This window comes from Streptomyces uncialis (genome assembly GCF_001905345.1).
Lineage (GTDB): Bacteria > Actinomycetota > Actinomycetes > Streptomycetales > Streptomycetaceae > Streptomyces > Streptomyces uncialis.
This window is the reverse complement of sequence record NZ_LFBV01000003.1, coordinates 1-20884: the sequence shown is the minus strand read 5'-3', so window position 1 is coordinate 20884 and position 20884 is coordinate 1. Positions and strand designations below refer to the sequence as shown.

Annotated in this window: 23 protein-coding genes and 2 pseudogenes; 13 read left to right on the top strand and 12 right to left on the bottom strand. The window is 70.8% G+C overall.

What is annotated here, in order from left to right:
* Positions 1-4: 4 nt before the first annotated feature.
* Positions 5-394 (top strand): STAS domain-containing protein, encoded by a 390-nt coding sequence (locus tag AB852_RS14185; protein WP_107499263.1) that lies wholly within the window; start codon positions 5-7, stop codon positions 392-394.
* Between the two features lie 36 nt (positions 395-430).
* Here the strand turns inward: AB852_RS14185 and AB852_RS14180 are convergent.
* Positions 431-1203: pseudogene (locus AB852_RS14180) on the bottom strand (methyltransferase domain-containing protein).
* Between AB852_RS14180 and AB852_RS14175 the strand changes: the two are divergent.
* The 4 genes from AB852_RS14175 (at position 1202) to AB852_RS14160 (ending at position 4282) form a co-directional block, all read left to right on the top strand.
* On the top strand, positions 1202-1723 hold the full coding sequence (locus AB852_RS14175; RefSeq protein WP_342748477.1) for a MerR family transcriptional regulator: 522 nt from the start codon (positions 1202-1204) through the stop codon (positions 1721-1723). The pseudogene AB852_RS14180 and the gene AB852_RS14175 sit on opposite strands and share 2 nt — an antisense overlap.
* 425 nt (positions 1724-2148) lie before the next feature.
* Positions 2149-3018 (top strand): lytic polysaccharide monooxygenase auxiliary activity family 9 protein, encoded by an 870-nt coding sequence (locus AB852_RS14170; protein ID WP_073787971.1) that lies wholly within the window; start codon positions 2149-2151, stop codon positions 3016-3018.
* Between the two features lie 455 nt (positions 3019-3473).
* Positions 3474-3824 carry an ArsR/SmtB family transcription factor gene (locus AB852_RS14165; protein WP_178391016.1) on the top strand — a complete coding sequence of 117 codons (351 nt, stop codon included), beginning with the start codon at positions 3474-3476 and terminating at the stop codon, positions 3822-3824.
* On the top strand, positions 3824-4282 hold the full coding sequence (locus AB852_RS14160; protein WP_073787969.1) for an SRPBCC family protein: 459 nt from the start codon (positions 3824-3826) through the stop codon (positions 4280-4282). Before AB852_RS14165 ends, AB852_RS14160 begins: the two co-directional genes overlap by 1 nt.
* 458 nt (positions 4283-4740) lie before the next feature.
* Here AB852_RS14160 and AB852_RS14155 read toward each other — a convergent pair whose 3' ends face one another.
* Positions 4741-5472, bottom strand: a complete 732-nt coding sequence (locus AB852_RS14155; protein WP_073787967.1) for an alpha/beta fold hydrolase — start codon at positions 5470-5472, stop codon at positions 4741-4743.
* Positions 5473-5799: 327 nt separating this feature from the next.
* Here AB852_RS14155 and AB852_RS14145 point away from each other — a divergent pair, with 327 nt between their 5' ends.
* The 4 genes from AB852_RS14145 (at position 5800) to AB852_RS14125 (ending at position 10267) form a co-directional block, all read left to right on the top strand.
* The gene (locus tag AB852_RS14145) at positions 5800-6666 is read left to right on the top strand and encodes a phosphotransferase (protein ID WP_178391015.1); all 867 of its coding nucleotides are present in this window, start codon (positions 5800-5802) and stop codon (positions 6664-6666) included.
* A 377-nt stretch (positions 6667-7043) separates the two neighbouring features.
* Positions 7044-7484, top strand: a complete 441-nt coding sequence (locus tag AB852_RS14140) for a hypothetical protein (protein ID WP_073787963.1) — start codon at positions 7044-7046, stop codon at positions 7482-7484.
* A gap of 953 nt (positions 7485-8437) precedes the next feature.
* Positions 8438-9847, top strand: coding sequence for a DEAD/DEAH box helicase (locus AB852_RS14130; protein ID WP_073787959.1), 1410 nt, complete (start codon positions 8438-8440; stop codon positions 9845-9847).
* A gap of 81 nt (positions 9848-9928) precedes the next feature.
* Entirely contained in the window at positions 9929-10267 is a 339-nt protein-coding gene (locus AB852_RS14125; protein WP_073787957.1) for a thioredoxin family protein, read from the top strand.
* A gap of 471 nt (positions 10268-10738) precedes the next feature.
* Here the strand turns inward: AB852_RS14125 and AB852_RS14120 are convergent, their stop codons facing one another.
* The 7 genes and pseudogenes from AB852_RS14120 to AB852_RS14090 form a co-directional block, all read right to left on the bottom strand.
* The gene (locus AB852_RS14120) at positions 10739-11062 is read right to left on the bottom strand and encodes an STAS domain-containing protein (RefSeq protein ID WP_107499240.1); all 324 of its coding nucleotides are present in this window, start codon (positions 11060-11062) and stop codon (positions 10739-10741) included.
* A gap of 155 nt (positions 11063-11217) precedes the next feature.
* A complete protein-coding gene (locus AB852_RS14115; protein WP_073787953.1) occupies positions 11218-11667 on the bottom strand; it encodes an ATP-binding protein in 450 nt (149 codons plus the stop codon).
* 216 nt (positions 11668-11883) lie between these two features.
* Entirely contained in the window at positions 11884-13233 is a 1350-nt protein-coding gene (locus AB852_RS14110; protein ID WP_073787951.1) for a PP2C family protein-serine/threonine phosphatase, read from the bottom strand.
* On the bottom strand, positions 13230-14468 hold the full coding sequence (locus AB852_RS14105) for an ATP-binding SpoIIE family protein phosphatase (protein ID WP_073787949.1): 1239 nt from the start codon (positions 14466-14468) through the stop codon (positions 13230-13232). Before AB852_RS14105 ends, AB852_RS14110 begins: the two co-directional genes overlap by 4 nt.
* Entirely contained in the window at positions 14456-14797 is a 342-nt protein-coding gene (locus AB852_RS14100) for an ATP-binding protein (protein ID WP_245876808.1), read from the bottom strand. Before AB852_RS14100 ends, AB852_RS14105 begins: the two co-directional genes overlap by 13 nt.
* A 155-nt stretch (positions 14798-14952) precedes the next feature.
* Positions 14953-15306: pseudogene (locus AB852_RS14095) on the bottom strand (STAS domain-containing protein); the annotation flags it as partial.
* The gene (locus AB852_RS14090; RefSeq protein ID WP_385926156.1) at positions 15303-16157 is read right to left on the bottom strand and encodes an STAS domain-containing protein; all 855 of its coding nucleotides are present in this window, start codon (positions 16155-16157) and stop codon (positions 15303-15305) included. The gene AB852_RS14090 and the pseudogene AB852_RS14095, both read right to left, overlap by 4 nt.
* 647 nt (positions 16158-16804) lie before the next feature.
* On the opposite strand from AB852_RS14090, the gene AB852_RS14085 reads away from it, so the two are divergent.
* Positions 16805-17284, top strand: a complete 480-nt coding sequence (locus AB852_RS14085) for a ricin-type beta-trefoil lectin domain protein (protein WP_073787940.1) — start codon at positions 16805-16807, stop codon at positions 17282-17284.
* 768 nt (positions 17285-18052) lie between these two features.
* Here the strand turns inward: AB852_RS14085 and AB852_RS14080 are convergent.
* Entirely contained in the window at positions 18053-18433 is a 381-nt protein-coding gene (locus AB852_RS14080) for a profilin (protein ID WP_073787938.1), read from the bottom strand.
* Between the two features lie 504 nt (positions 18434-18937).
* Positions 18938-19180: a fucose-binding lectin II gene (locus AB852_RS14075; RefSeq protein ID WP_073787936.1), complete on the bottom strand. Its 243-nt coding sequence runs from the start codon at positions 19178-19180 to the stop codon at positions 18938-18940.
* On the opposite strand from AB852_RS14075, the gene AB852_RS14070 reads away from it, so the two are divergent.
* Complete coding sequence (locus AB852_RS14070; protein WP_178391014.1) at positions 19158-19418, top strand: hypothetical protein; 261 nt, start codon at positions 19158-19160, stop codon at positions 19416-19418. The two genes, AB852_RS14075 and AB852_RS14070, sit on opposite strands and share 23 nt — an antisense overlap.
* Positions 19419-19704: 286 nt before the next feature.
* Here the strand turns inward: AB852_RS14070 and AB852_RS14060 are convergent, their stop codons facing one another.
* Positions 19705-20172 carry a GNAT family N-acetyltransferase gene (locus tag AB852_RS14060; protein WP_073787932.1) on the bottom strand — a complete coding sequence of 156 codons (468 nt, stop codon included), beginning with the start codon at positions 20170-20172 and terminating at the stop codon, positions 19705-19707.
* Here AB852_RS14060 and AB852_RS39730 point away from each other — a divergent pair.
* Both AB852_RS39730 and AB852_RS14055 read left to right on the top strand, forming a co-directional pair.
* Positions 20125-20343 (top strand): hypothetical protein, encoded by a 219-nt coding sequence (locus AB852_RS39730; RefSeq protein WP_178391012.1) that lies wholly within the window; start codon positions 20125-20127, stop codon positions 20341-20343. The two genes, AB852_RS14060 and AB852_RS39730, sit on opposite strands and share 48 nt — an antisense overlap.
* Positions 20344-20408: 65 nt before the next feature.
* Positions 20409-20756, top strand: coding sequence for a hypothetical protein (locus AB852_RS14055; RefSeq protein WP_073787929.1), 348 nt, complete (start codon positions 20409-20411; stop codon positions 20754-20756).
* Positions 20757-20884: the final 128 nt, after the last annotated feature.

Sequence of the window (20884 nt, the reverse complement as noted above, 5' to 3'; positions counted from 1 at the left end):
CCCCATGCCCCATTCCCCCTTCATCCTCACCGTTGAAGCCGGCCCGGGCACCGCATCCCTCCATCTCGCGGGAGACCTCGACCACGCCACCAGCGACGAACTGGTCCAGCACGCCGACCACTGCCTCACCACGCGACCCGACCTCCACGATCTGCGTCTCGACTGCACCGCACTCCGGTTCTGCGACACCATGGGCATCTCCGCCCTCCTGATGATCCACCGCAAGACCACCGCACGGGACGTACGGCTCCATCTGGACGGTCCGCCCCCGTTCCTGGAACGCATCCTGAACACCACCGGAGTCCGGCAGCTCTTCCACTCCCCGGCGCACCCGTCCCAGCAGGCCGACCAGGCGCCCCCCGGGAACCGCACCTCACCCGAACCTCCCGGCTGATCCCAGGGGGCGAAGCCCGGGACAGCGCGCTCCCGCTCAGGCGGAAGCGGAGGCCACGAAGAACGGAATGGCGATGAGGAGGCGGCCGGCCTCGGCGCGGCGGCGCTGCTCGGCGAGCCATTCATCCGCCTGGTCACGGCCGACGGCGCCGCCGGCGCAGGCCGGCTCGGCGAGCCTCGCGAGCAGCGACAGCGTCGCGGGGTCGGTGAACACGCTGGTGTGCGCCTCGACCGTGACATCGTCGAAGCCGCCGGCCAGGAGCAGGCTGCGGTACTGGCGGCCGGCGCGGGGCGTGCCCAGGAGGTCGGCGCGGGCGTGCACGATCGTGCGGGTGAACGCCGCGTCATCCGAGTCGATCATGATGGCGTCCCAGTCCTGACCGACCAGGGCGATCCTGCCGCCCGGGCAGAGGACCCGTCGTGCTTCCGCCACCGCGCGTCCTGGCTCCTGAAGTACGTGGAAGACCTTGTCGGCACGGTAACCGCGCACACACTTCCCTCGGCGAACGGCAGATCCTCCGCCCCCGCCTCCCGGAACTCGGCCTCCGGCCACCGCTCCCGGGCCGCCGCCAGCATCCTCGGACTGGGGTCCACACCCACCGCGTGGACGCCTCGTTCGGCCAGTTCGGCGACGGCTCGTCCGGCTCCGCAGCCGACGTCCACGACGGTCGAGCCCGGGATGAGGGACAGCAGTTTGTAGGAGCGGGCTCGCAGCCGAGTGGCGCTCGGCATCCGGTCCGCGGCATCGAGGACGGCCAGCAGGGCTTCGGTGTCGCGGTGCTCTTCCACCGCTTCCTGATTCTTGGGCATGGACGTCATGCTGCGACTTAATGTCGGCATGAAGTCAAGCGAAGACGGCGGCGGCACCTTGAGCATCGGCGCCCTCGCGGCACGGTTCGGCCTGGCCACGCACGTGCTGCGACATTGGGAGGCGATGGACCTGCTGCACCCCCGACGGGACGCGGGCGGGCGCCGCCGCTACGGTGCGGACGACCTCACCCGGGTGGCGGCGATCCTTGTCATGAAGCAGGCCGGTCTCGGTCTGAACATCATCAGGAGCCTGACCGCGAATGCGGACCGCGCCACCCGGCACGAGATCCTGCGTCCCGTGGCCGAGGAGCTCCGGTCGGGAATCGCGGCGGCCCAGGCCTCGTTGGAGCTCATCGAGGGCGGCCTGAACTGCGAGTACGAGAATGTCACCCAGTGCCCGAACTACCGGCGGCTCATCGCCGAGCGCGGCCGGTCCCCGAAGTCCGGCCGGAGAACCGACGATCGACGCCGTGGCACCGGTCTCATGAGAGTGCGAAACGAGGACGCACCAGAGGAGTGAGGACGCAGTCACATGACCCGCGTGCCGGACAGCGCGAAGCGACTCCGCCCCCCTTGCTCCGGGGGCTGTTGGGGTGGGTGGTGTCGCGGTTCGGCTGCGGGTCGGGGCGTAGGGGATGTGCGTCGGGTCGTTGCGGGCGGGTCCGGCTTGTCGGCCTCCGGCAGGGGCGGACCGGATCTGGCGGGTTGCCGCCTGCGCGTACCAATGTGGACGGTCCGGGAACCGTGACCGGCTGCGCGCCGACTACTGGCCTGGCGAGGGAAACCTCCTCCCCTGGGGAGGGCCGGCAGTTGGCACACAACTCCCTTGCTATTGGTACGGACCAATGTGATCCTCTGGTGCAGACCACCGCCCCAACCCCACACACCCGGGCCGGTGTCGTCCCATCCCTCGCGACGTCCCTACACGTACGGGAGTGAGCCCCCATGTCCGCTGTCCGACGCAGCCTCGCCACAGCCTCCGTGGTCGTATCCGCCGCGACATTCATATCCCTGACACCCTCACCCGCGAGCGCCCACGGCTCCGTCTTCGGGCCGGTCAGCCGGGTGAGCGCCTGCTTCGCCGAAGGCCCGGAGACGCCGAAGTCCCAGGTCTGCAAGGACCTCGTCGCCGACTCCGGGACCCAGCCGCTGTACGACTGGAACGAGGTGAACATCGCCAACGCCGACAGCAAGCACCAGCAGATCATTCCCGACGGCAAGCTCTGTTCCGCCAACCGCACGAAGTACCGCGCCCTGGACTGGGCCCGCACCGACTGGCCCGCCACGACGGTCGCCCCGGGTCCCTACAACTTCAACGTGCGGATCACCGCGGCCCACCTGGGCACGATGACCATGTACATCACCAAGCAGGGCTTCGACCCGACGAAACCGCTGAAGTGGTCGGACCTGGACGCGACCCCGGTGGGCACCTACGCCACACCGCGCGCCAGCGACAACGGCTACTACCGGTTCACCGGCGCCCTCCCCGCCCGCACAGGCCGCCACATCGTCTACAAGGTCTGGCAGCGCCACGACAGTCCCGAGGCGTTCTACGGCTGCTCGGACGTCGCCTTCGGTACGGCGGCCACGTCCACGGCCAAGGCTCCGACCGAGGGGAAGATCGATGCGGGCGCGTCCCGCTCGACCGTCAGCCACGCGGGGCACGGCGGGGACGAGCACCCGCCCGCACCGGTCTCCGCCCGGTCGCAGCCTTCCGGTTCCCCGTTGGCCGGTGCTGTGACCTGGGCCGGGGGCGCCGCCGCGTTCGCCGTGGGTGCCCTGCTCTTCAGCCGCGGTCGCCGCACGACGAACTGAAGCGTTGACCGGGGGGTATGACGGCGCCGCGAACACCTCGCACGGGACCTCGCGGTAGCGCGGACTCATTCCCCGCACGGCCTTCGTCTGGTCGCGGCGCCCCACCGGCCGGAGTAAAGGACCAGACGGAGGCGGGTGCGCGTCCCCCCTCCCGGAATCCCCGGGCCCCTGCCCGTGGCCGGTGGCCGCGAGGATCACGTGGACGGCTGCGCACGCCGCGGCGAGCGACTCGTGGACTCAGGCCGGCTGAGTGACGGCTCACCCTTGCCGGCAATGGGCCGGCTCCCCGGCCGGACCCGGATCGCGCGACGCCGCTTGCCGAGCCCGAACACCGTCGGTCCACGGCGCGGGCACGTCGGTCCCGCTACGCGGGGATGCTCCGATGACCACCGTGATCGGCTCGTTGGTTAAGGAAACACTCGGCTATAGGTAGGTGCCGACTCATAGTCAATGACATGCCTAACTATGGCGGATCGCTGGACCGGGTTTTCCAGGCGCTGGCGGACGGAACGCGCCGGGCGACGGTGGAGCGCTTGGTCCGCGGGCCGGTGTCGGTCAGCGAACTGGCGAGGCCACTGGAGATGTCACTACCGGCCGTCATGCAGCACATCCAGGTGCTGGAAGCCTGCGGGCTGGTCAGATCCGAGAAGACCGGCCGCGTCCGCACCTGCCGCATCGAGCCGGACGTGCTGCGGACGGCCGAGGACTGGCTCGCCGGGCAGCGCACCTCCTGGGAACGGCTGCTGGACCGGCTCGGCGACCACCTGCTCGACGATCCCGGCACACCGGAGCAAGGGAGCCCGTGATGACCGACCGTTGCGTCACCCACGCCACGTTCACCCTCGAACGCCTCTACCCGGCCCCGGCGGCCCGGGTGTTCGCGGAATGGGCCGACCCGAAGGCCAAGGCCCGCTGGTTCTCCACGCCCGACGCCGACCATGAGCTGGACTTCCGGGTCGGGGGCCGGGAGGTCAACCGCAGCCGTCCGGACAGCGGCCCGTCGCTGACGTTCGAGGCGCTGTACCGCGACATCGTCCCGGACGAGCGCATCGTCTACACCTCTGTGCTGTACGCGGGGGACGCTCTCGCGACGGCGTCACTGACGACCGTGGAGTTCTGCCCGGCCGACGGGGGCACCCGGCTGGTCCTCACCGAGCAGGGCACCTTTCTCGACGGTCGGGAGGAGTCTTCCTGGCGGGAGATCGGTACCGGCGACTGGCTCGACGCGCTGGGAGCCGAGCTGGGTGCGGGAGGGTACGGGTGAGCCCGCGGCCGTCCCCTTCGAAGTGGCGGGTGCTGGTGCTGCTGGGCACGGCGTTCTTCATGACCATCCTGGACGGCACCAGTCTGCTGACCGCCCTGCCGGCCATCGAGGGGGAGTTCCGGGCGCACGGCGCCACCATCCACTGGGCGGTCAGGCCTATGCGCTGGCCTTCGCCGGCCTGCTGCTGTTGTGCGGCCGCGCCGCGGACCTGCTCGGTCGCCGCAGGGTCTTCCTGGCCGGAATGTCGCTGCGCGTGCTGGCCTCGCTGGGATGCGGGTTCGCCCCGTCGGCGCCGCAGGTCGGGGCCAACGTGGTGCCCATGGGTCAGAAGTAGCCGTTCCCGGGGGCCACCGGTGTACCGGGAACCGCGCCAGGGAGGGTCGTTACCTGGCCGTGGCGATCGTGTACGCGCCGAGCGCGATGACTGCTACGGCGCAGAGCCTCTGACTATGGCGCACTCAGCTGCGAACAGACAGATGCCGGGCGAAGCGGCGAACGGCTTCGGTGAAGGCATCTGGATCGTCGAAGTTCGCGAGATGTCCTGCCCGCGGGATCAACTCGACGCGGGCGTTCGGATGCGCGCGGACGAAGTCGATCTCGCCGGACCGGAAGACGGTGTCCTTCTCGCCGTTCAGGATGAGCACGGGCGCCGCCACATGACGCATCGCACCCGCGTCGAATCGGCCCAGCACCTCGCCCCAGGCGGCCGACACAGTGTGGAAGGCGTAGCCGGAGCGGATGGTCGCCTCCACCACCTCGGGAGGATAGAGCCGGCGCAGCAACCGGTCGTTCCACCGGGCCAACCGGTCCGCCGGTATGCGAGGGATGAGCCCGGCGACCCACCGATACGGCGTCGCCCACGGGCCACAAGTTGAGGCGCTGGCCCCCGTAAGGACCAGCCCGCGCAGCTGCTCCGGGCAGCGCCGCGCGAACTCCAGTGAGGCGTATCCGCCGAGCGAGTGCCCGACGACCAGAGCCGGCCCGCGGTCGAGCGAGTCCACCGCGGAAGCGATGATCTCCGTCGCCGCGTTCAGGCTCCAGGGTTGAGCGGAGCGGGTGCCGTGGCCAGGCAGGTCGACGGCGGCTACCGGGAAGTCTGCTTGAAGTGCGGCGAGCTGCGGGCTCCACTGTCCCGCACTGAACCGCGTCCCGTGTACCAAGACGATGGGCGGTGCATCCGTTGCCGTCATGAGTCCCCCAGATCAGCGCTCTCCCCGGAGCGACTCTACCGGCGGGGCCATCCCCGGCGCTGAGCCGCGAAAGTGTTGTCCAGCGGGGAAGCTCGGACTGGCCAACGGGGGCGGCTGACCGAGCACGCCACGGCATGGCTGCGCGACGTCGGCATGCGGGTCGCCATGATCGACACGGGCGGTGACGCCGGGCATGCGCCAGCGCGCTGCGTCTACCTCGCAGTGAAGGTTGAGCGATTCCCGGCGAAGGTTGAGTGAGAGGCCTGGCTGATACGAAGAGCCATGATTGTCGGCACCTCTGTCGCTCACCTGTGCCAAGATTCAAGGGTGGAGATCACCGATGTCACGCGTGCGATCGCGGCTGCGACTTCGGTCGCCACGTTGCTCGACCTCCCGGCCGACGACGCGATCGTTCTCCACAACTCGAACAAGCTGGCGCTGCGGCTGACTCCATGCGACGTCTTTGCCCGAGTCGCCCCTGTGGGGCGAGAGGTTGCACAGTTCGAAGTCGAGCTCGCTCAGCGGCTCACCGAGATCGGATGCCCGGTGTGCCCCTTGGAGCCTCGGGCGGACCCGCGTGTGTACACGCGTGATGGATTCGCAGTCACGCTGTGGACCTACTACGAGCCTGTGGCACCTCGCTTCTCACCGGTCGAATACGCCAAGGCGCTGGAGCAGCTGCACGCCAGCATGCGCGACGTCGATATGCCGAGCCTGAGGTTCACGGACCGGATCGCTGAGGCGGAAGGAGTTGTCGCCGACCCGGACCGCTCGCCGGAGCTCGCCGACGCAGACCGAGTGTTCCTCGGCGGGAGGCTGGCCGGCCTGCGAAGCGCGATCGAGAAGCGCGGCGCCGTGGAGCAGCTGCTCCACGGAGAGCCGCATCCGGGCAATGTGCTCAGCACGGGGAACGGCCCTTTGTTCATCGACCTGGAGACGTGCTGTCGTGGACCCGTCGAGTTCGACCTCGCCCATGTTCCCGAGGCGGTCTGCAACAACTACCCGAACATCGACCAAGGGCTTCTGGACGAGTGTCGACAGCTCGTTCTCGCGATGGTCGCCGCGTGGCGTTGGGAGCTTGGCGACCAGTTTCCGAACGGGAGGCGCTTCGGAGAGGAGTTTCTGCGCGTACTGCGCGGCGGTCCTCCTTGGCCGACCCTCGACATGATGAACAAGCGACCGGGCGGCCTGTAGAAGTCGCCGAAGGTGCCGCGCTGAAAGTGGAGCCGGAACGGCTGTGAGGCGATCTCCATCGCATCCGGGGCGAAGTCCAGCAAGATCAGTCGGCCCGCTCCGGCCACGACTCGTAGCCGGAGCGGCCTTGCCTGTGGTCACCCCGCGTGGTGCCGGCTCGCGAAGCTGCGTACAGCCGGTATGTCCTCGAACCGGACGCCCCGCCCGGGGCCCAACATGGTGCGGTGGTTCAGCGTCAACGCCTTCCTCACTGCGGGCGGGCAGCTGTCGTGGAGCCGGTGCCGGACCAGAGCGCCGCGCTCATCCCAGCCGCCCCGTGTTGAGGCGTTGCCGGGCCCTGGTGCGTGGGTGGGGGCCGGGCAGGTTAGTTTGCTCGGATGAGTCTTCTTGATGATGTGGCCGAGCGCGACGGCTGGCGGTGCTGGGTGTGTGACGAACCGGTCGACCCCGACGAGTCGGTGAACGACCCGCGGGGGCCCAGTGTCGACAGCCGCACCGCAGACCGGAAGGCCAAGGTCGCCGAGCGGCTCGCGCATCGCGGGTGCAATACCCGCAAGGGCGCGGTCAAGGCGGTCATCGCCTGGCCGGAGCGCCTGTACGTAGTCGAACCCGCGCCGCTGCTCGCCGTTGCCGAAAGGCTGTCGCGCAAGGGAGGCCGCGAGATGGTGGGCCGGTGCCCGACCAGGAAGGACGCTCAAGAGGCGGCGGATTGGCTGGAGGACCGGTTCTCCCGACTGGTACCGGGGCTGCCCGTGACCGCCGGTATCGAGGCGGGCGGCGGCCAGTTCCTCGTCATCCTGGCCACCGGCCGCCACTAACCGGGATCACCCGCGCACACGTGCGTCGAGACGGCGGTCTCCGGAGAGGCGGGGGGAGTGGTGCTCTGCTGACCGCGTTACCGGGCCGGCTGGATGTGGAGAGCGCGGGCCACACCCATGTGGCGGCGATGAGGGCGGAGGCGTGGGACGGTGAACCCGCTCCGCAGCATCCGCCGAGGGCGAGGGCGAGGGCGAGGGCGAGGGCGAGGGCGACCGGGCAGCCGGACCGTCCCTGTACCTCCTCCTCGACGGACACCTCCGCCTCATCCCCGAGGACCACAACCAACGCCGCGCCTACGACGGCCACGGAGACCGCAACGCCCTCACCGCCTGCCTCGGCGCGGGCTCGGACGGCAAGCAGACCGAAGAACGCTACGCCACCCCGCCGCGGAGACCGTCCGTGGACAGGCCCGCCCCGGACGGCTCCTCCTCACCAGCGACGACGCCTACGAGCCCTACGGCGACGACGATCACGTCCTGACCGACTACCTCACCGGCGTGCCGCGCGCGTCCGCCCGGCGCCTGGTGGAGAACGCTGTCTGCCGGGCGCGGGCGGTGCCCGATCCGCACGCGGACAATGCCACCGCTCCTTGTCGCCCCTCTCACCTGACGACGACCGGAGGGGTCCTCCCTCCTCGGCTTCGGCCGGCCCGACGGGCGGAGACGCTGAAGCCGGCCTGGCTGCTCGTTCCCGGCTGAGCTGCGGGAGCTCTCGCAGCTCACTCACAAAGCCAGGTTTCGGTGGTCCTGGGCGGTGAGGCATTCGCAGGGTGGTGATGTGGCCGGCGCTGGGAGCCGCGCGAGAACGAGTCCGTCACCGGCCGGGCGGCGGGACGGCTGACGTGAGTCCGGCGCTGGTAAGGTCGGGGGTCACGCTCGCAGACAACCGGGGCCCGTGCCGGACAAGGCACGGGCCCCGGCCCGTTCAGGGCATCGAAATGAGGAAGGACCCCATGAAGGCGAAGCAGCCCTCCTTCGGCCGCTCCGGACCAGGCAGGTCTGACCAGGGGAGGGCCCCGCAGGGCGAGCTCTCAGTGCCGGGGACGTCGGCCCCCGGCCTTCCGCCGGCCGTGTCCTTCGCGGACCTGGAACTGCCGGTCGAGCTGATGAGGGTGCTGGCGGAGCTCGGCGTACGGGATCCGTTCCCGATCCAGGCGGCCATCCTGCCCAGCGCGCTGGCCGGCCGGGACGTCCTGGGCCGCGCGCGGACCGGATCGGGGAAAACCCTCGCCTTCGGGCTGGCGCTCCTCGCCCGTACGGCGGGCCATCGCGCCGAACCGAAGCGCCCCCTCGCGCTGGTCCTGGTGCCGACGAGGGAACTCGCGCAGCAGGTGAGCGAGGTGCTGGCTCCCTATGCGGAGGCGCTCGGACTACGGTCGGTGACCGTGGTGGGCGGGCTGGCGATCAACCGGCAGGCGGCGGCTCTCCGGGCGGGTGCCGAGGTCGTGGTGGCGACGCCGGGACGGCTGGCCGATCTCGTCACCCGGCGGGACTGCCACCTGGACCGGGTACGGATCGCGGTGCTGGACGAGGCGGACCAGATGTGCGACATGGGCTTCCTGCCGCAGGTCTCGCAGATCCTGGAGCAGGTTCCCCGCGGCGGGCAGCGGATGCTGTTCTCCGCGACGCTCGACCGGAACGTCGATCAACTTGTCAGGGACCATCTGAGTGAGCCGGTGCTCGCCACGGTCGACCGGGCGGAGGGTTCGGTCGCGACGATGGAGCACCACGTGCTGAACGTCCATCCCGCCGACAAATACGCGACAGCCACCGAGATCGCGGCCCGGGACGGGCGGGTGCTGATGTTCCTGGACACCAAGCAGGCTGTGGATCAGTTCACCCGCCATCTGCGGAGCAGCGGCATCAAGGCAGGTGCTCTGCACAGCGGGAAGTCGCAGCCGCAGCGAACGCACACGCTGGCCCGGTTCAAGGACGGCGCGATCACGGTGCTGGTGGCCACCAACGTTGCCGCCCGTGGCATCCACGTCGAGCACCTGGACCTCGTCGTCAACGTCGATCCTCCCTCCGAACCCAAGGACTACCTCCACCGCGGCGGGCGCACCGCGCGTGCCGGCGAGTCCGGCAGTGTGGTCACCCTGGTCACGCCAAGCCAGCGCCGGGACGTGAACCGGATGATGTCGGATGCCGGCATCCGGCCCACGGTCACCCAGGTCCGCTCCGGCGAGGAGAGGCTGACCACGATCACCGGCGCGAAGCGCCCGCCGGTGCAGGACAAGGCAAACACCGGCAACGCGGCGTTCCGGGGTCTGGGCGCCCGCCCGCCGAAGGAATCCAGGAAAGCCGCGGAGGCGCGCATGATGGCAGAGGCCCGCAAGGCCGGCCGTGTGCGCAAGGCCCACTGACGGGCGGTGCGCGCCACCTCGGGCAGCAGACACAAGGAGGCACCCACTGCCTCACGTCGAGTGCAGCGTCAAGGAGTGCCGATGGCAGACAGGGTCCATCAACCCCAGGAGGACGCCGAGTTCGAGTTCATCCTGGCGAGGGCGGACGTCCCGGTACTCGCGTACTTCCACGGGGTGTGGCCCAAGGCCGTGGCAGCATGCAAGGAAATGGAGCCCCTGGTGCGGGAGGCGGCCGACGCCTACCAGGGGCGGCTGATCGTCGTGCGGGCCGACATCGCCAGGTGCCCCGGCCCTGTACGGCGGTACGGCGTCACCGGCGCGCCCTCCTTCGTGCTGATCGATCGGGGCGAGGCGACTGCGGCCGGGAGCGGTCCGATGGCCGGGGCCGCGCTCAGGGAGTTCCTGGACGCCCACCTGTGAGCAGGCCGCATACCGGCTGGCGAGATGGTGTCCCGCCGCACCGAGGTGTGCGAAGAGCTGGGCCTGGCCACTACTTCCCCGTGAGGTGACGGCGCGTTCACAGCCGGTGAGGGAGTCCGCAGATGTGGACCGGCGGCGCGATGTGTCCGCCGCCACGGCTTCGAACCCGCCCGTCCGGCCCAGTGGGAGGTGAAGGCACGGGAACCGGCCGCACTCCAGCGTCTGCCCGCGCTGCCTGCCCCCTGGTCCTGATCGGACCCCTGAGCCCACTGGTCCGGTGGCATCTGGGGATGACGGGCACCTTCGGGGTGTTCGCCCACCGCCCGGCTCTGACGGCAGCCGTCGCGTAACCTCCCGCCACTTGGCGCGAGGCACAGGCAAGGCCCGCGACCGCACGTGGTGGGCCCGCCTTCGTGGAGATGAGTGCCGCAACGCCCTGCCGGGGAGACGTACGCGGGTACCCGTGGTGGCTCAGGTGGGCGGGGTCCGGTCGATGGGGAACAAGGCGATCGCGCCGGTCATCTCCAGAAGGTTCAGCACCTGCCGGGGCGGTCCGGCGAGGCGCAGGACGTGGCCTGCTTCCTGCGCGTGGAGGCGGGCGCCGAGGAGCACGTTGAGCCCTGAGGAGTCGCAGAAGGTCAGGCCGCTGAGGTCGACGGTCACGGCGGCGGATCCGGGCGCCGCTTCGATGGCCTCGCCGAGGTCGACGCGGAGCGCTTGCGCCCGGTCCATGTCCAGCTCGCCGGTCACACGGATCACGATGGGCTGCGATGCCCCCTTCTGCTCGTGCTGCACGCTCTTCTTTCCTCCGGGTATCGGGTATCGGGTGTGGGGGTGGGAGTGGGACAGACCGTACCTGCAAGGCGGGCAGCGTCGTCCGGCACTCGGTGCCTGGTCCGCTTCGGAGCCGGGGCGGTGGGCAGCATGACGAGGAGTGGGACGGGTGACCCTCAGCTGTCCGCGGGGCCGGCCAGGGCGACGGCCGCGGTGATGCGTTTGCCGCCGGGTTCCCGCTCGATGCGCAAGGTCTGCGCGGAGGCCGCGACAATTTCGAGCCCGTGTCGGCCGATGCGATAAGGGTCGGGTGCCAGGATCGTCGGCAGGGCGGGGTTGCTGTCCCGGACGCTCACCTCGACGCAGACGTCGCGGAGTTCGAGGGTCAGCAGGTAGGGGCCGGGGGCGTACTTGCGGGCGTTCGTGACGAGTTCGCTGACCACGAGTTCGACGAGTTCCGCGGCGAGGCCGGAGACGGGCACACCGTGCTCGTTCCGCAGGCCGGCGAGGAACGTGTGGGCCCTGGCGCGGGCCTGCGCGACGGCTTCCGTGCCGTGGAACTGCGTGGAGGATTTGAGCGCACCGGCTTGCAGCTGCTCGTCGTTGCCGTCCGCAGCCTGGTCCATGGAGCCTGCCTTACCTGCCGAGCGCCTGTTCACCTGGTCGCTTCCCTCGCACACCCTACGGACCCGGCCCGACGGTCCCGCCGCAGCACCCGAGCACCCGACACCGACCGACGGGGCGCCGCGGGTGCGGAAGGTACCTGCCCTCAAGGGGGGAAACGGCCGGGACCCGGTCAGGGTTCCGTCCGGTGCGCTCACGCGGAGGCGGGGGCGCGGGCTTCATACGGGGGGCCGGATTCTGGCGGTGAAGATGATGATGTCGTCGTCGGGATCCCCGGCGAATGCCTCCGTGAGTTTCGTGCAGAGGGCTTCGGGTTCCTCGGGGCCGGTCGCGGCGGTGGCGGCGAGGAGATCGAGACGGGCGTAGAGGTCGCTGTCGCGGTTTTCGATGAGTCCGTCGGTGATCATGAGGAGTCGGCTGCCGGGCTCGACGGTGTGGCTGACAGCGGGCGGCTGGGGCAGCCCGATGCCGAGCAGGGGGCCGTGTTCGCGCAGAAACCGCGGCGGGCCGTCCGGCGGCAGGAGCAGTGGCGGCAGGTGACCGGCGTTGGCGATGTGGATACGCGTGTTGCCGGGTTCGATCAGGGCGATGCACAGGCTGGTGGTCCAGCCGGGCTGGTGCAGGCCCATCAGGTGGTCGAGGTGTTCCAGCAGGGTGTGAGGGGGGTGCCCCTGGGCGGCGTAGGCGCGGAGGGCGTGGCGGAGCTGGCCCATGACCATGGCGGCCTGCATGGAGTGCCCGGCGACGTCGCCCACGGCCAGGAGGAGCCCGTGGGGGGTGTGAAGGGCTTCGTAGAAGTCGCCGCCGATCTCGGCCGTGGTGGTGGAGGGCAGGTAGCGGAAGGCGAGTTCGACGCCGGGGCTGTCCGGGAGGCTGGTCGGCAGGAAGGAGCGCTGGAGGGTCAGGGCGAGTTCGTGTTCTTCCCCGTAGCGCTGGACGACGTCCTTGTGCTCGACGGTGAGTTCCGCGTAGAGGGCCATCACCCCGGCGTTGGTCTCGGTGAGTTCCTCGTTGAGGCGTTCGAGCTCGTCGCGCTGGGCGTGTGCCTCCTCCAGCGCGGCCATCAGGTCGCGGGTCTGTGCCCGCAGGTCGTCGATCGCGCTCGCGGGTGCATCCGCCTCCAGAAGCGCCGCGACCTGGTCCATGTCCGGGACCGGGGCGGATGCCGGGAGCGGGCAGACGATGTCGATCCGGCCGCCGACGCCGTGGGAAGCCGCGGCCCCACGTACCCGGGCGTGCAGGGCAGACTCGTAACTCGTCTGCGGCAGCAGCCGGGTGACGGAGGCCAGCGACTCGTTGCTGGGCGTGCGGTCGTCGCGCCACCGCAGTGAAGCCCTCAGCGCGGCCGGCTCCCGGAGAACGTCGAAGGTGACGGTCATCGGCGCGGGACGCAGCAGGTCGCGCCCCAGCTCACTGAGGGCGGTGGCGAGGCGGACCTGGTCGCGGTTGTCGAGGCCGACGGCCTGAGCGACGAACTTGGCCCGCCGCCGCAGGGCGAACACGTCCTGCTCGGTGGCGACCGCTGTGGCCAGGCCGGCGGCTCGGCTGCGGGGGGCGGGCACGTTCACCAGGCTCCCTTGGCGATCACGACGCTGGCGTCGTCGCGACGGGTCCCGGCATGACGCAGGAGTCCGGCGGCTATCACGGCGGGCGGGTGGTGGAGCAGCGTGGCCAGGTCCCCGGGTCTCCAGCGTTCGCTCAGTCCGTCGGAGTGCATCACCAGCGTTCCGCCGGCAGGCATCCGCTGTTCGTAGGTGCGCAGCTGGCGCATCTGGCTGCCGACGATCCCGGGATGGGAGAGCAGGTTCGCGCGGGTCCCCGTGGTGACGACGGAGGCGGCGATGTTCCCGATGCCGCAGAACAGCAGCCGCCCACCCGCCTCCAGGCGGGCCACGGCCACCGCGGCCCCACGGGTCCCGCGCAAGGCCCGGTGCACCTCCTCCACCACTTGCTCGGGGGTACGGCCGGACCCTGTCCGAAAGGCATGGACGGCGGCCTGCGAGGCGCGCGCGGCCATCGGGCCGTGGCCGAGCCCGTCGCACGACATCACCAGCACCCCCTGCCCCGGCCCCTCAGCGGCACCGCGAACGAGCTCCGAGCGCTCGCCCGCCGGCCGCGACGAGCGCACCGGTTCCGCCGCGGCGTGCCGCGCGGCCCTGTGACCCGTTCCGGCCGCGGTCATGGCCGACCAGTCCGGCACGGCGCCGGAGCCGGTCAGACGGGATCCGCTCTGCTCGGCCGGTACCCGTGCGGCCTCCTCACCCGCACCCGCGTCGCTGCGCGCGGCCCATGCGTCACCACAGACAACCTCACCGCCGATGGGCCTCGTGATGCCGCCCACGACTGCCTCACCGGCCACCGAAGCCGGCAGGGGGCGGGGCCAGAACCGGGCCAGCTGCACGGTACCGACGCCCGGCACGGAGTGCACATCGAACCGGTCCGCCAGACGCTTCACCGAGCCCAGGCCGATGCCCAGAGTCCCGATCGTCGATACCCCGTCACGCAAGGCCGCCGGCACATCGGCCATGCCCGGCCCGGTGTCGAGCACGAGCACCTCGACACCGGCCACCGCGGGATCGCGCAGCACACGCAGCAGTACGGAGCCGTCGTTGCTGTGCTTGGTGACGTTCGTCGCCAATTCGGCGACGGCGAGCACCAGCTGGGCAGTGCGGTGCTCTCCCAGTCCGACACGCCGGCCCAGAGCGGCGGCCGCACCGCGAGCGGCGTCGGGCTGATCACGGAACCAGGCGACGTCCTCGCAGTCCAGCAGCAGCGGCTTGCCCACGGCGATCACCGGGCCCACTTGGTGATGGTGACGGTGGTGCCCCGACCGGGCCCGGTGTCCAGGACGAAGTCGTCGACCAGTCGCTTGGACCCGGACAGGCCAAGGCCCATACCGCTGCCCGAGGTCCAGCCGTCGGTCATCGCCAGGTCGGTGTCGGGGATGCCGGGCCCCTCATCGGCGAAGACCAGGCGTACACCGCGGCGACCTCTTTCCTCGACCAGTGCGGCCGTCATCGCGCCACCACCGCCGTAGATGAGGGTGTTACGGGCCAGCTCGCTGGCCGCGGTGATCAGCTTGGTCTGCTCCACCAGGGACAGCCTGCACTCCTGGGCCAGGGCGCGGACCATCTGCCGGGCCTGAACGACGCCGGCGTTGGCGGAGATCTCCAGCACCTGAGGGTCACGACCAAGGCCGCTCACTGCCCGGCCGCGGAATCCGGCGCCACGCCCTCATCCCCGAAATCACCCCAGGCATCCGCCGTCGTATCGGCCACCGCGTTCCTGCGGGCCCGTGCCAGGACCTTCAGGCCCTTGTCCAAGGTGAGCGCGGTGCGCACCCCGCCCAGCGAGAGCCCGAGCTCGACGAGGGTGATGGCGACAGCCGGACGCATGCCGACCACGACGGTCTGGGCGTCCAGCAGGCGGGAGATGGAGGCGATGGTGGACAGCATCCGGCCCACGAAGGAGTCCACGATCTCCACGGCGGTGATGTCGATGACCACCCCGTGCGCGCCGGAGTCCACGACCGCGGCGGCGAGGTCGTCCTGCAATTGCAGCACCGCCTGGTCGTCCAGATCCGTCTGGATGGACACCAGCAGTACTTGTCCGATCCGAAGGACCGGTACCTGCTCGCTCACCGGCTACCGGCCTGCGGGGCGGTACGCGAGAAGGTCACACCGGAGCGGCGCAGCGCGTGCCGCAGGGCGTCGGCGAGGGTGGCCTTGGTGACGATGTCACCGAAGTCGATCCCCAGCGCCACGATCGTCTGCGCGATCTGCGGCCGGATCCCCGAGATCGTGCACTCCGCACCCATCAGGCGCGCGGCGACGACCGTCTTGAGCAGGTGCTGGGCGACCTCGGTGTCGACCGCGGGGACACCGGTGATGTCGATGATGGCCTGCTCGGAGCCCGTGTCGATCAGGGCTTGGAGCATCTTCTCCATCACGACCATGGTGCGCGCCGAGTCCAGGGTGCCGACCAGCGGAACACCGATGACCCCGTCCCACAGCTTCACCACCGGCGTGGAAAGCTCCATCAGCTGCTCGGCCTGCGCCGAGATCAGCTCCTCCCGGGTACGCGTGTACACCTCGATGGTGAACAGGCCCAGGTAGTCCAGCAGGGCGGCGAACTTCAGGTACACAGGGACATCGCTGTCCTTGCCGTCCAGCGCCGGCTCCAGAACCTCCTTGAGCGCGAACACGCTCACCGCGGTCTCGGTCGGGGTGAACCCCTGCTGGGCCCGGGTCCGCGACAGCTCGGTCAGCAGGGCGCGGACCTCGCCGAAGGCCTCCGCACGCCCGTCCAGGTGTCCCTCACCCAGGGCGGCCACCAGGGCGCCGTACAGCTCCTGCAGTTCGCGCTGGACCTCTCCGCGGCTGACGCGCCCTCCCAGCGAACCGGTGACCTTGTCCGCCCACTCCGAGGCCAGGTCCTCACCGCGAACCGACAACAAGCCGATCAGGCGATCCGATATTTTTTCATCCGCCACAGCACACATCCCGTTCTCAAAGGGACCGGCGGGCCCCTCCCGGACTCTAAGGCACCGTGCCGGACGAGTGATACCGCATCTGACATCGCGTGATCTTGCGCACTGGCGGGGGCGAATCACCGGTGGGCCGGAGCTCTGCCGACGACCGAGGGCCGGTGTGTGGCGGGCGGCCGGTCGCGGGTGATGGGGCGGTGGAGCTGATGGCGGGGAAGCGGGAGACGAACCCGGCGGGAGCGCTGCCCTCGACCCCGTCCAGCGGGTCGCCGCCGTCCGCGCTCACCGGCAGGCCGCGGTGCCGCAGGAGTGTCCGCGGGACCGGACGGCCGCCCCGGAAACGCGGGTGACCACATCGGTGGTCGGGCCGCGGACGATGCACTGCTTCGGAAGGCTGAATTCTGCTGCCTCTCGCTGTGGGCGCGGCCGTCCGTCCCTGCCTCCGGGGCCCGGGTTCCGCCGGCCGCTCCGCTCGACCAGTCCGGGTGCCTGTCAGCTCGGCGCCCGTGGCCTGCTCGTTCGGATGAACGGGTGACGTAGATCTGTCGGCCGGTCAACAGCCGCTGCTACTAATGGTCTTGCGCTCGGGCCCGGGCCGGGAAGCACCTCATGGCCGTGCATGAACCGCATGCCTACAGGAACGGATTCCACCCATGGCAATCGCATTCCGCAGGACGCTCGCCCTCGCCGCGCTGGCCCTGACGGCCTCGCTTCTCCCGGCCACCGGGGCGGGGGCCTCAGAGACCGCCGCGCCGTCCCAGCGTGTCCCCGGCCGCTACTGTCTGGCCAACGCTTGGGGCACGCCGGACATCTCGAGCAAGCCGTGCGACAGCGCCGACCGCGGCCAGCAGTGGACCGTCTCGGGGCAGCAGATCTCCCTCACCAACGCGCGGGGTTACTGTCTCGCCAACGCCTGGGGCACCCCGGGCATCTCCACGAAGCCGTGCGACCCCGCCGACCAGGGCCAGTACTGGTCCGTCTCGGGGCAGCAGATCTCCCTCACCTTCGACCCGGCCTACTGTCTCGCCAACGCCTGGGGAACCCCGAACATCTCGACCAAGCCGTGCGACAGCGCTGACCGCGGCCAGCACTGGGTGATCTTCAACAACCAGATCAGCCTCGCCCTCGCCTGAGGCCCACCCCACCGCCGTGCCCGGACCGCACTCAACAGCCCCGGACACGGCGGCCCCCACACCCTCACCGGTGACGCTCGCACCACGACCTCGATCGCCCTGGTCACCAGGCCCGTGACGCTGCGAGTCATCGCCCGCTGGATGCGCCACCACAGCGCCCGCGGGCGCATCCTCGGCAGGAAGCGGATTTCCCACCCGCGGACGCACGGTCTGCCCGGGGGAGCAGACACCGACGCCACTGTGCCGTCCACCGGACTCCGGGCTGATGCCCGTCCGGTGGAGCGCGCCGCATCGCCTGTGGGCACGCGCCGTGGTGCGTACGGAGGCGGAGGCCACGTGGTGCGTGGCAAACGCTCCGGCGGTGCGGCCTGCGGCGCGCCGATTCCGTCCACGGCGGCCCGCAGGAACGCCTTCCCCGGCGCTGACCGGGAGCCGCGCAGCACCCGCGTGCGGGCCCCGGCCTGTTCTGGCCGCGGGCCCGCACGCATGGTGGGGCAGGATCAGCCGGGCTGGTCGCCGGTGCAGCGGTAGATGCCGCCGCCGGCCGGCCAGCGGCGGGATCCTGGGCCTGGCGTTCTCCGACCGGCCTGGGTGGAGCGACGCGACGCCGCTGCGCACCACGGAACCGCAGCCTGACACCACCTGCGGCCCGGAACGGACCGGATATGCCACCGGGTCACGGGGCATCATGTCCCGGGCCCGGCGCCAGGCGCAGCGCGTGCGCCCGATTCCCCGCCCGGCCGGGCGGCTCCCGCTGGGCGGGCCTTTCTAGTCGCCTTGCTCGATGAGGCGGTCGGCGAGCTGTTCCACGACCAGTGCGGCGTCACCCGGCTGCTGTGTCTCGTTGTAGCGGCCGATGAGGATGCTCTGGTTGGTCTTGACCAGGACGACGCCGGTGGCGCCCTTCTTGCCGTAGACCGAGCGGGAGTCCCCCTTGATCCCCATGTACTTGACACCGCTGACGGTGACGCCCTTGGCGAAGACGTCGGCCGGCTTCCTGAACAGTGCCACGATGGCGGCGCCCTCGCCGGGCTTGAGCAGCCCGGCGGTTGTCGCCCGGGTGTTCCCGTTCGCGGCGTCGATGATGGCCGCGGCCTGGACCCGGCCCGAACCCACAAGATCGTTGTCCACGTACGACTGCCAGGACATGGCATACCTTCTCTCGGCAGAACAGCGGTGAACCGAGCCCGGTCGCGGGTCACGGCCCGGGAAGGCTGCCGCTCTCCCGGCGTGCGGAAACGCACGGTGGGATCATGCGACTGGGAACTGACGCTCTGTCACTCGTCGGAGTGAACGGGCCCCGCATGTCCCGGCCACCCAGGCCTCCCGGTCGCCTCCGGTCGCAGCTGGGTGGGACGAAGGGGCACGGCCTGTCCGGCCGTGCCCCTTGCTTCACGGAAGATGTGTCCGTGCCCGTGCCCGTGCCCGGTGGTTCGGTCCGGCCGTGAGCGGCCCGACAGGCCCGATGGCGAGCAGGCTTTCCGATCCTCTTCCCGGCCTTCGTCCCGCACCGGTCACGCTCGCGGTTGGTCGGTGCTGGTGTCCCCGCATACGGCATCCCGGGCCGGAAGCGGGGCGGGAGTGCAGCGTGGGTGTGATCGTGCGCACCGGTCATCCCCGGGAGCGGGTGGCCGGCTTGTCCGGGGTGTGGGTCTAGCGGGGTGTGTGCCAGCTGAACTCGATGATGGCGTCGTTGTAGTCGGAGTCGTCGCCGTTCTCGGCGACGATGATCAGCATGTTGTAGGTGCCGATGCTGTAGGGCCCGCCGTTGTTGAGCTTGCTCGGCTTGCCCGACTCCCCGCCGTCGCTGTACGTGAAGGTGCCCTGGAGGGGGCTGCTGTTGGGGCGGGTGAGGGTGGTCGTCCCCTGCGGGGTGGCACCGGCCCGGGACGACATCCTGGACCTGCGCGCGCTGGGCCAGCGGTCCCGCACACTGGCGGGCATCAGAACCCCCAAGTCCGTCGACCTGCGCACGATCCGGCAACGCTGGCTGCGCGATCTGCTGCGGACCTGGACGATCCAGCAGCGCCCCGGAGCGGACGAGTTCGGCCGCACACTGCGCGGGGTGGAGCTTGCTTCCCGGGCCCGCGCGCCCCGCCCGGAGCCGAAGCACGGGCGGAGCTGGCGGTGGTGAGCGCCTGCCATCTCGCTGACGCCGCCACCCCGACGGCGTGGAGCACGGGCGCGGCCGAGGATGCTCTGGACGCGATCGGCGTCCTGGGCGCCGCCCTCTCGCGGATCAGCCCGGAGACCGCCGGGGCCCTCGCCGCCGTGGCGGCGGCCACCACCGCCGCGCGCCGCCACCTCGCTCTCCCCGCCGACCCCGACATCGCGCCCGCCTCCGGTGCCGCCGGAGGGCTGGACGCGGCCCGGTTCCTTGGAGACGGCGCATCCGATGGACTCGTGCGGTCCGCTTCAGGTCACACGTGCGTCCGTCCGGTTTGTGGTCGGTGGAGGTAGAACAGCTCGGGGTCGCCCTCGTCGAGGCCGTGGAGAAGGCCGGCCGGGATCCATCCGGCCTTCTGGAGCAGTCGCTGCATCGGCTGGTTGGAGACATTGGCCGAGGTGAAGAGCTTCGGTGTCGTGCACGAGGCGGCCGCAGCGTCCAGCAAGCGACGGCCAACACCCCTGCCGCGGGCCGACGGGGCCACCATGAGCATCGTGACGAAGCCCTGCTCGAAGAACGTGTACTCGACCACGCAGTAGCCGAGCAGGCCAGACGTGTCCTCTGCCACGACAACGAGGCCCTGCTGGCACCATCTTCGGATGCTCGCCCGTCTCCCGGCGTCACCTCCGACCGCGACCGAGTCGATACCAACCAGCGCGTCCGACTCCGACTCATGCGCGCTGCGCACAAGGAACCTGCCGAGGTCTGCCGCATCGTCCATGAGCCCATGCTCTCAGTTCGCCCCGGAGGCACGTCCCGCTCGCGAGCGCTGCACTGGAACGGCCCGCTGATGACGGGTGTGTGGATGGAGCTCTGCCCGGCCTGCGCCGCCCGCCGTCCCGCCGCCCGCGCCCTGTCCCGGATCCGCCACTCCAACGTCTGGCTGTGGTGACGACGCGGTCAGACCCCGAGTACGCCTACCGCATACCCCGACCGACCTATGGAAAGGGATGGCGCATGCCCATCATCGGCCCCGGCCCCGACGACCCCGAGAACGACGGCTGGGATCCCCGCTGGGAGGACCAGGACACCCCGTTCCGGCGCTGGCTCTACGAAAAGCTCACCGCGGCCGGATTCGAGTGCGCGGCCGATGCCGTCATCATGTACGCGCCCGCCAACCGGTACCACGGCCTCGACGACACCCAGATGGGCCTGATCGCCACCCTCACCGGCGCCAGCTACGACACCGTACGGGCCGCCCACAAGGCCGACCTCGGCGCGTGGTCCCGCGAACAGCAGCTCCGCGACCACCCCGACCTCGCCGTCCTCGACGCGGACCTGGACCGCATCCGGCACCGCACCTGACCGCGGGCCGGTGCTGCGCGCGCACCCGTATGCGCGGCGCGCACGAAGCACCGGACCTCGTGGGAGGTGCGCGCACGGGATGCGCGCGGCGCGGTCCACGGTGCGCATCGTGCGCGCGCCTCCCACCG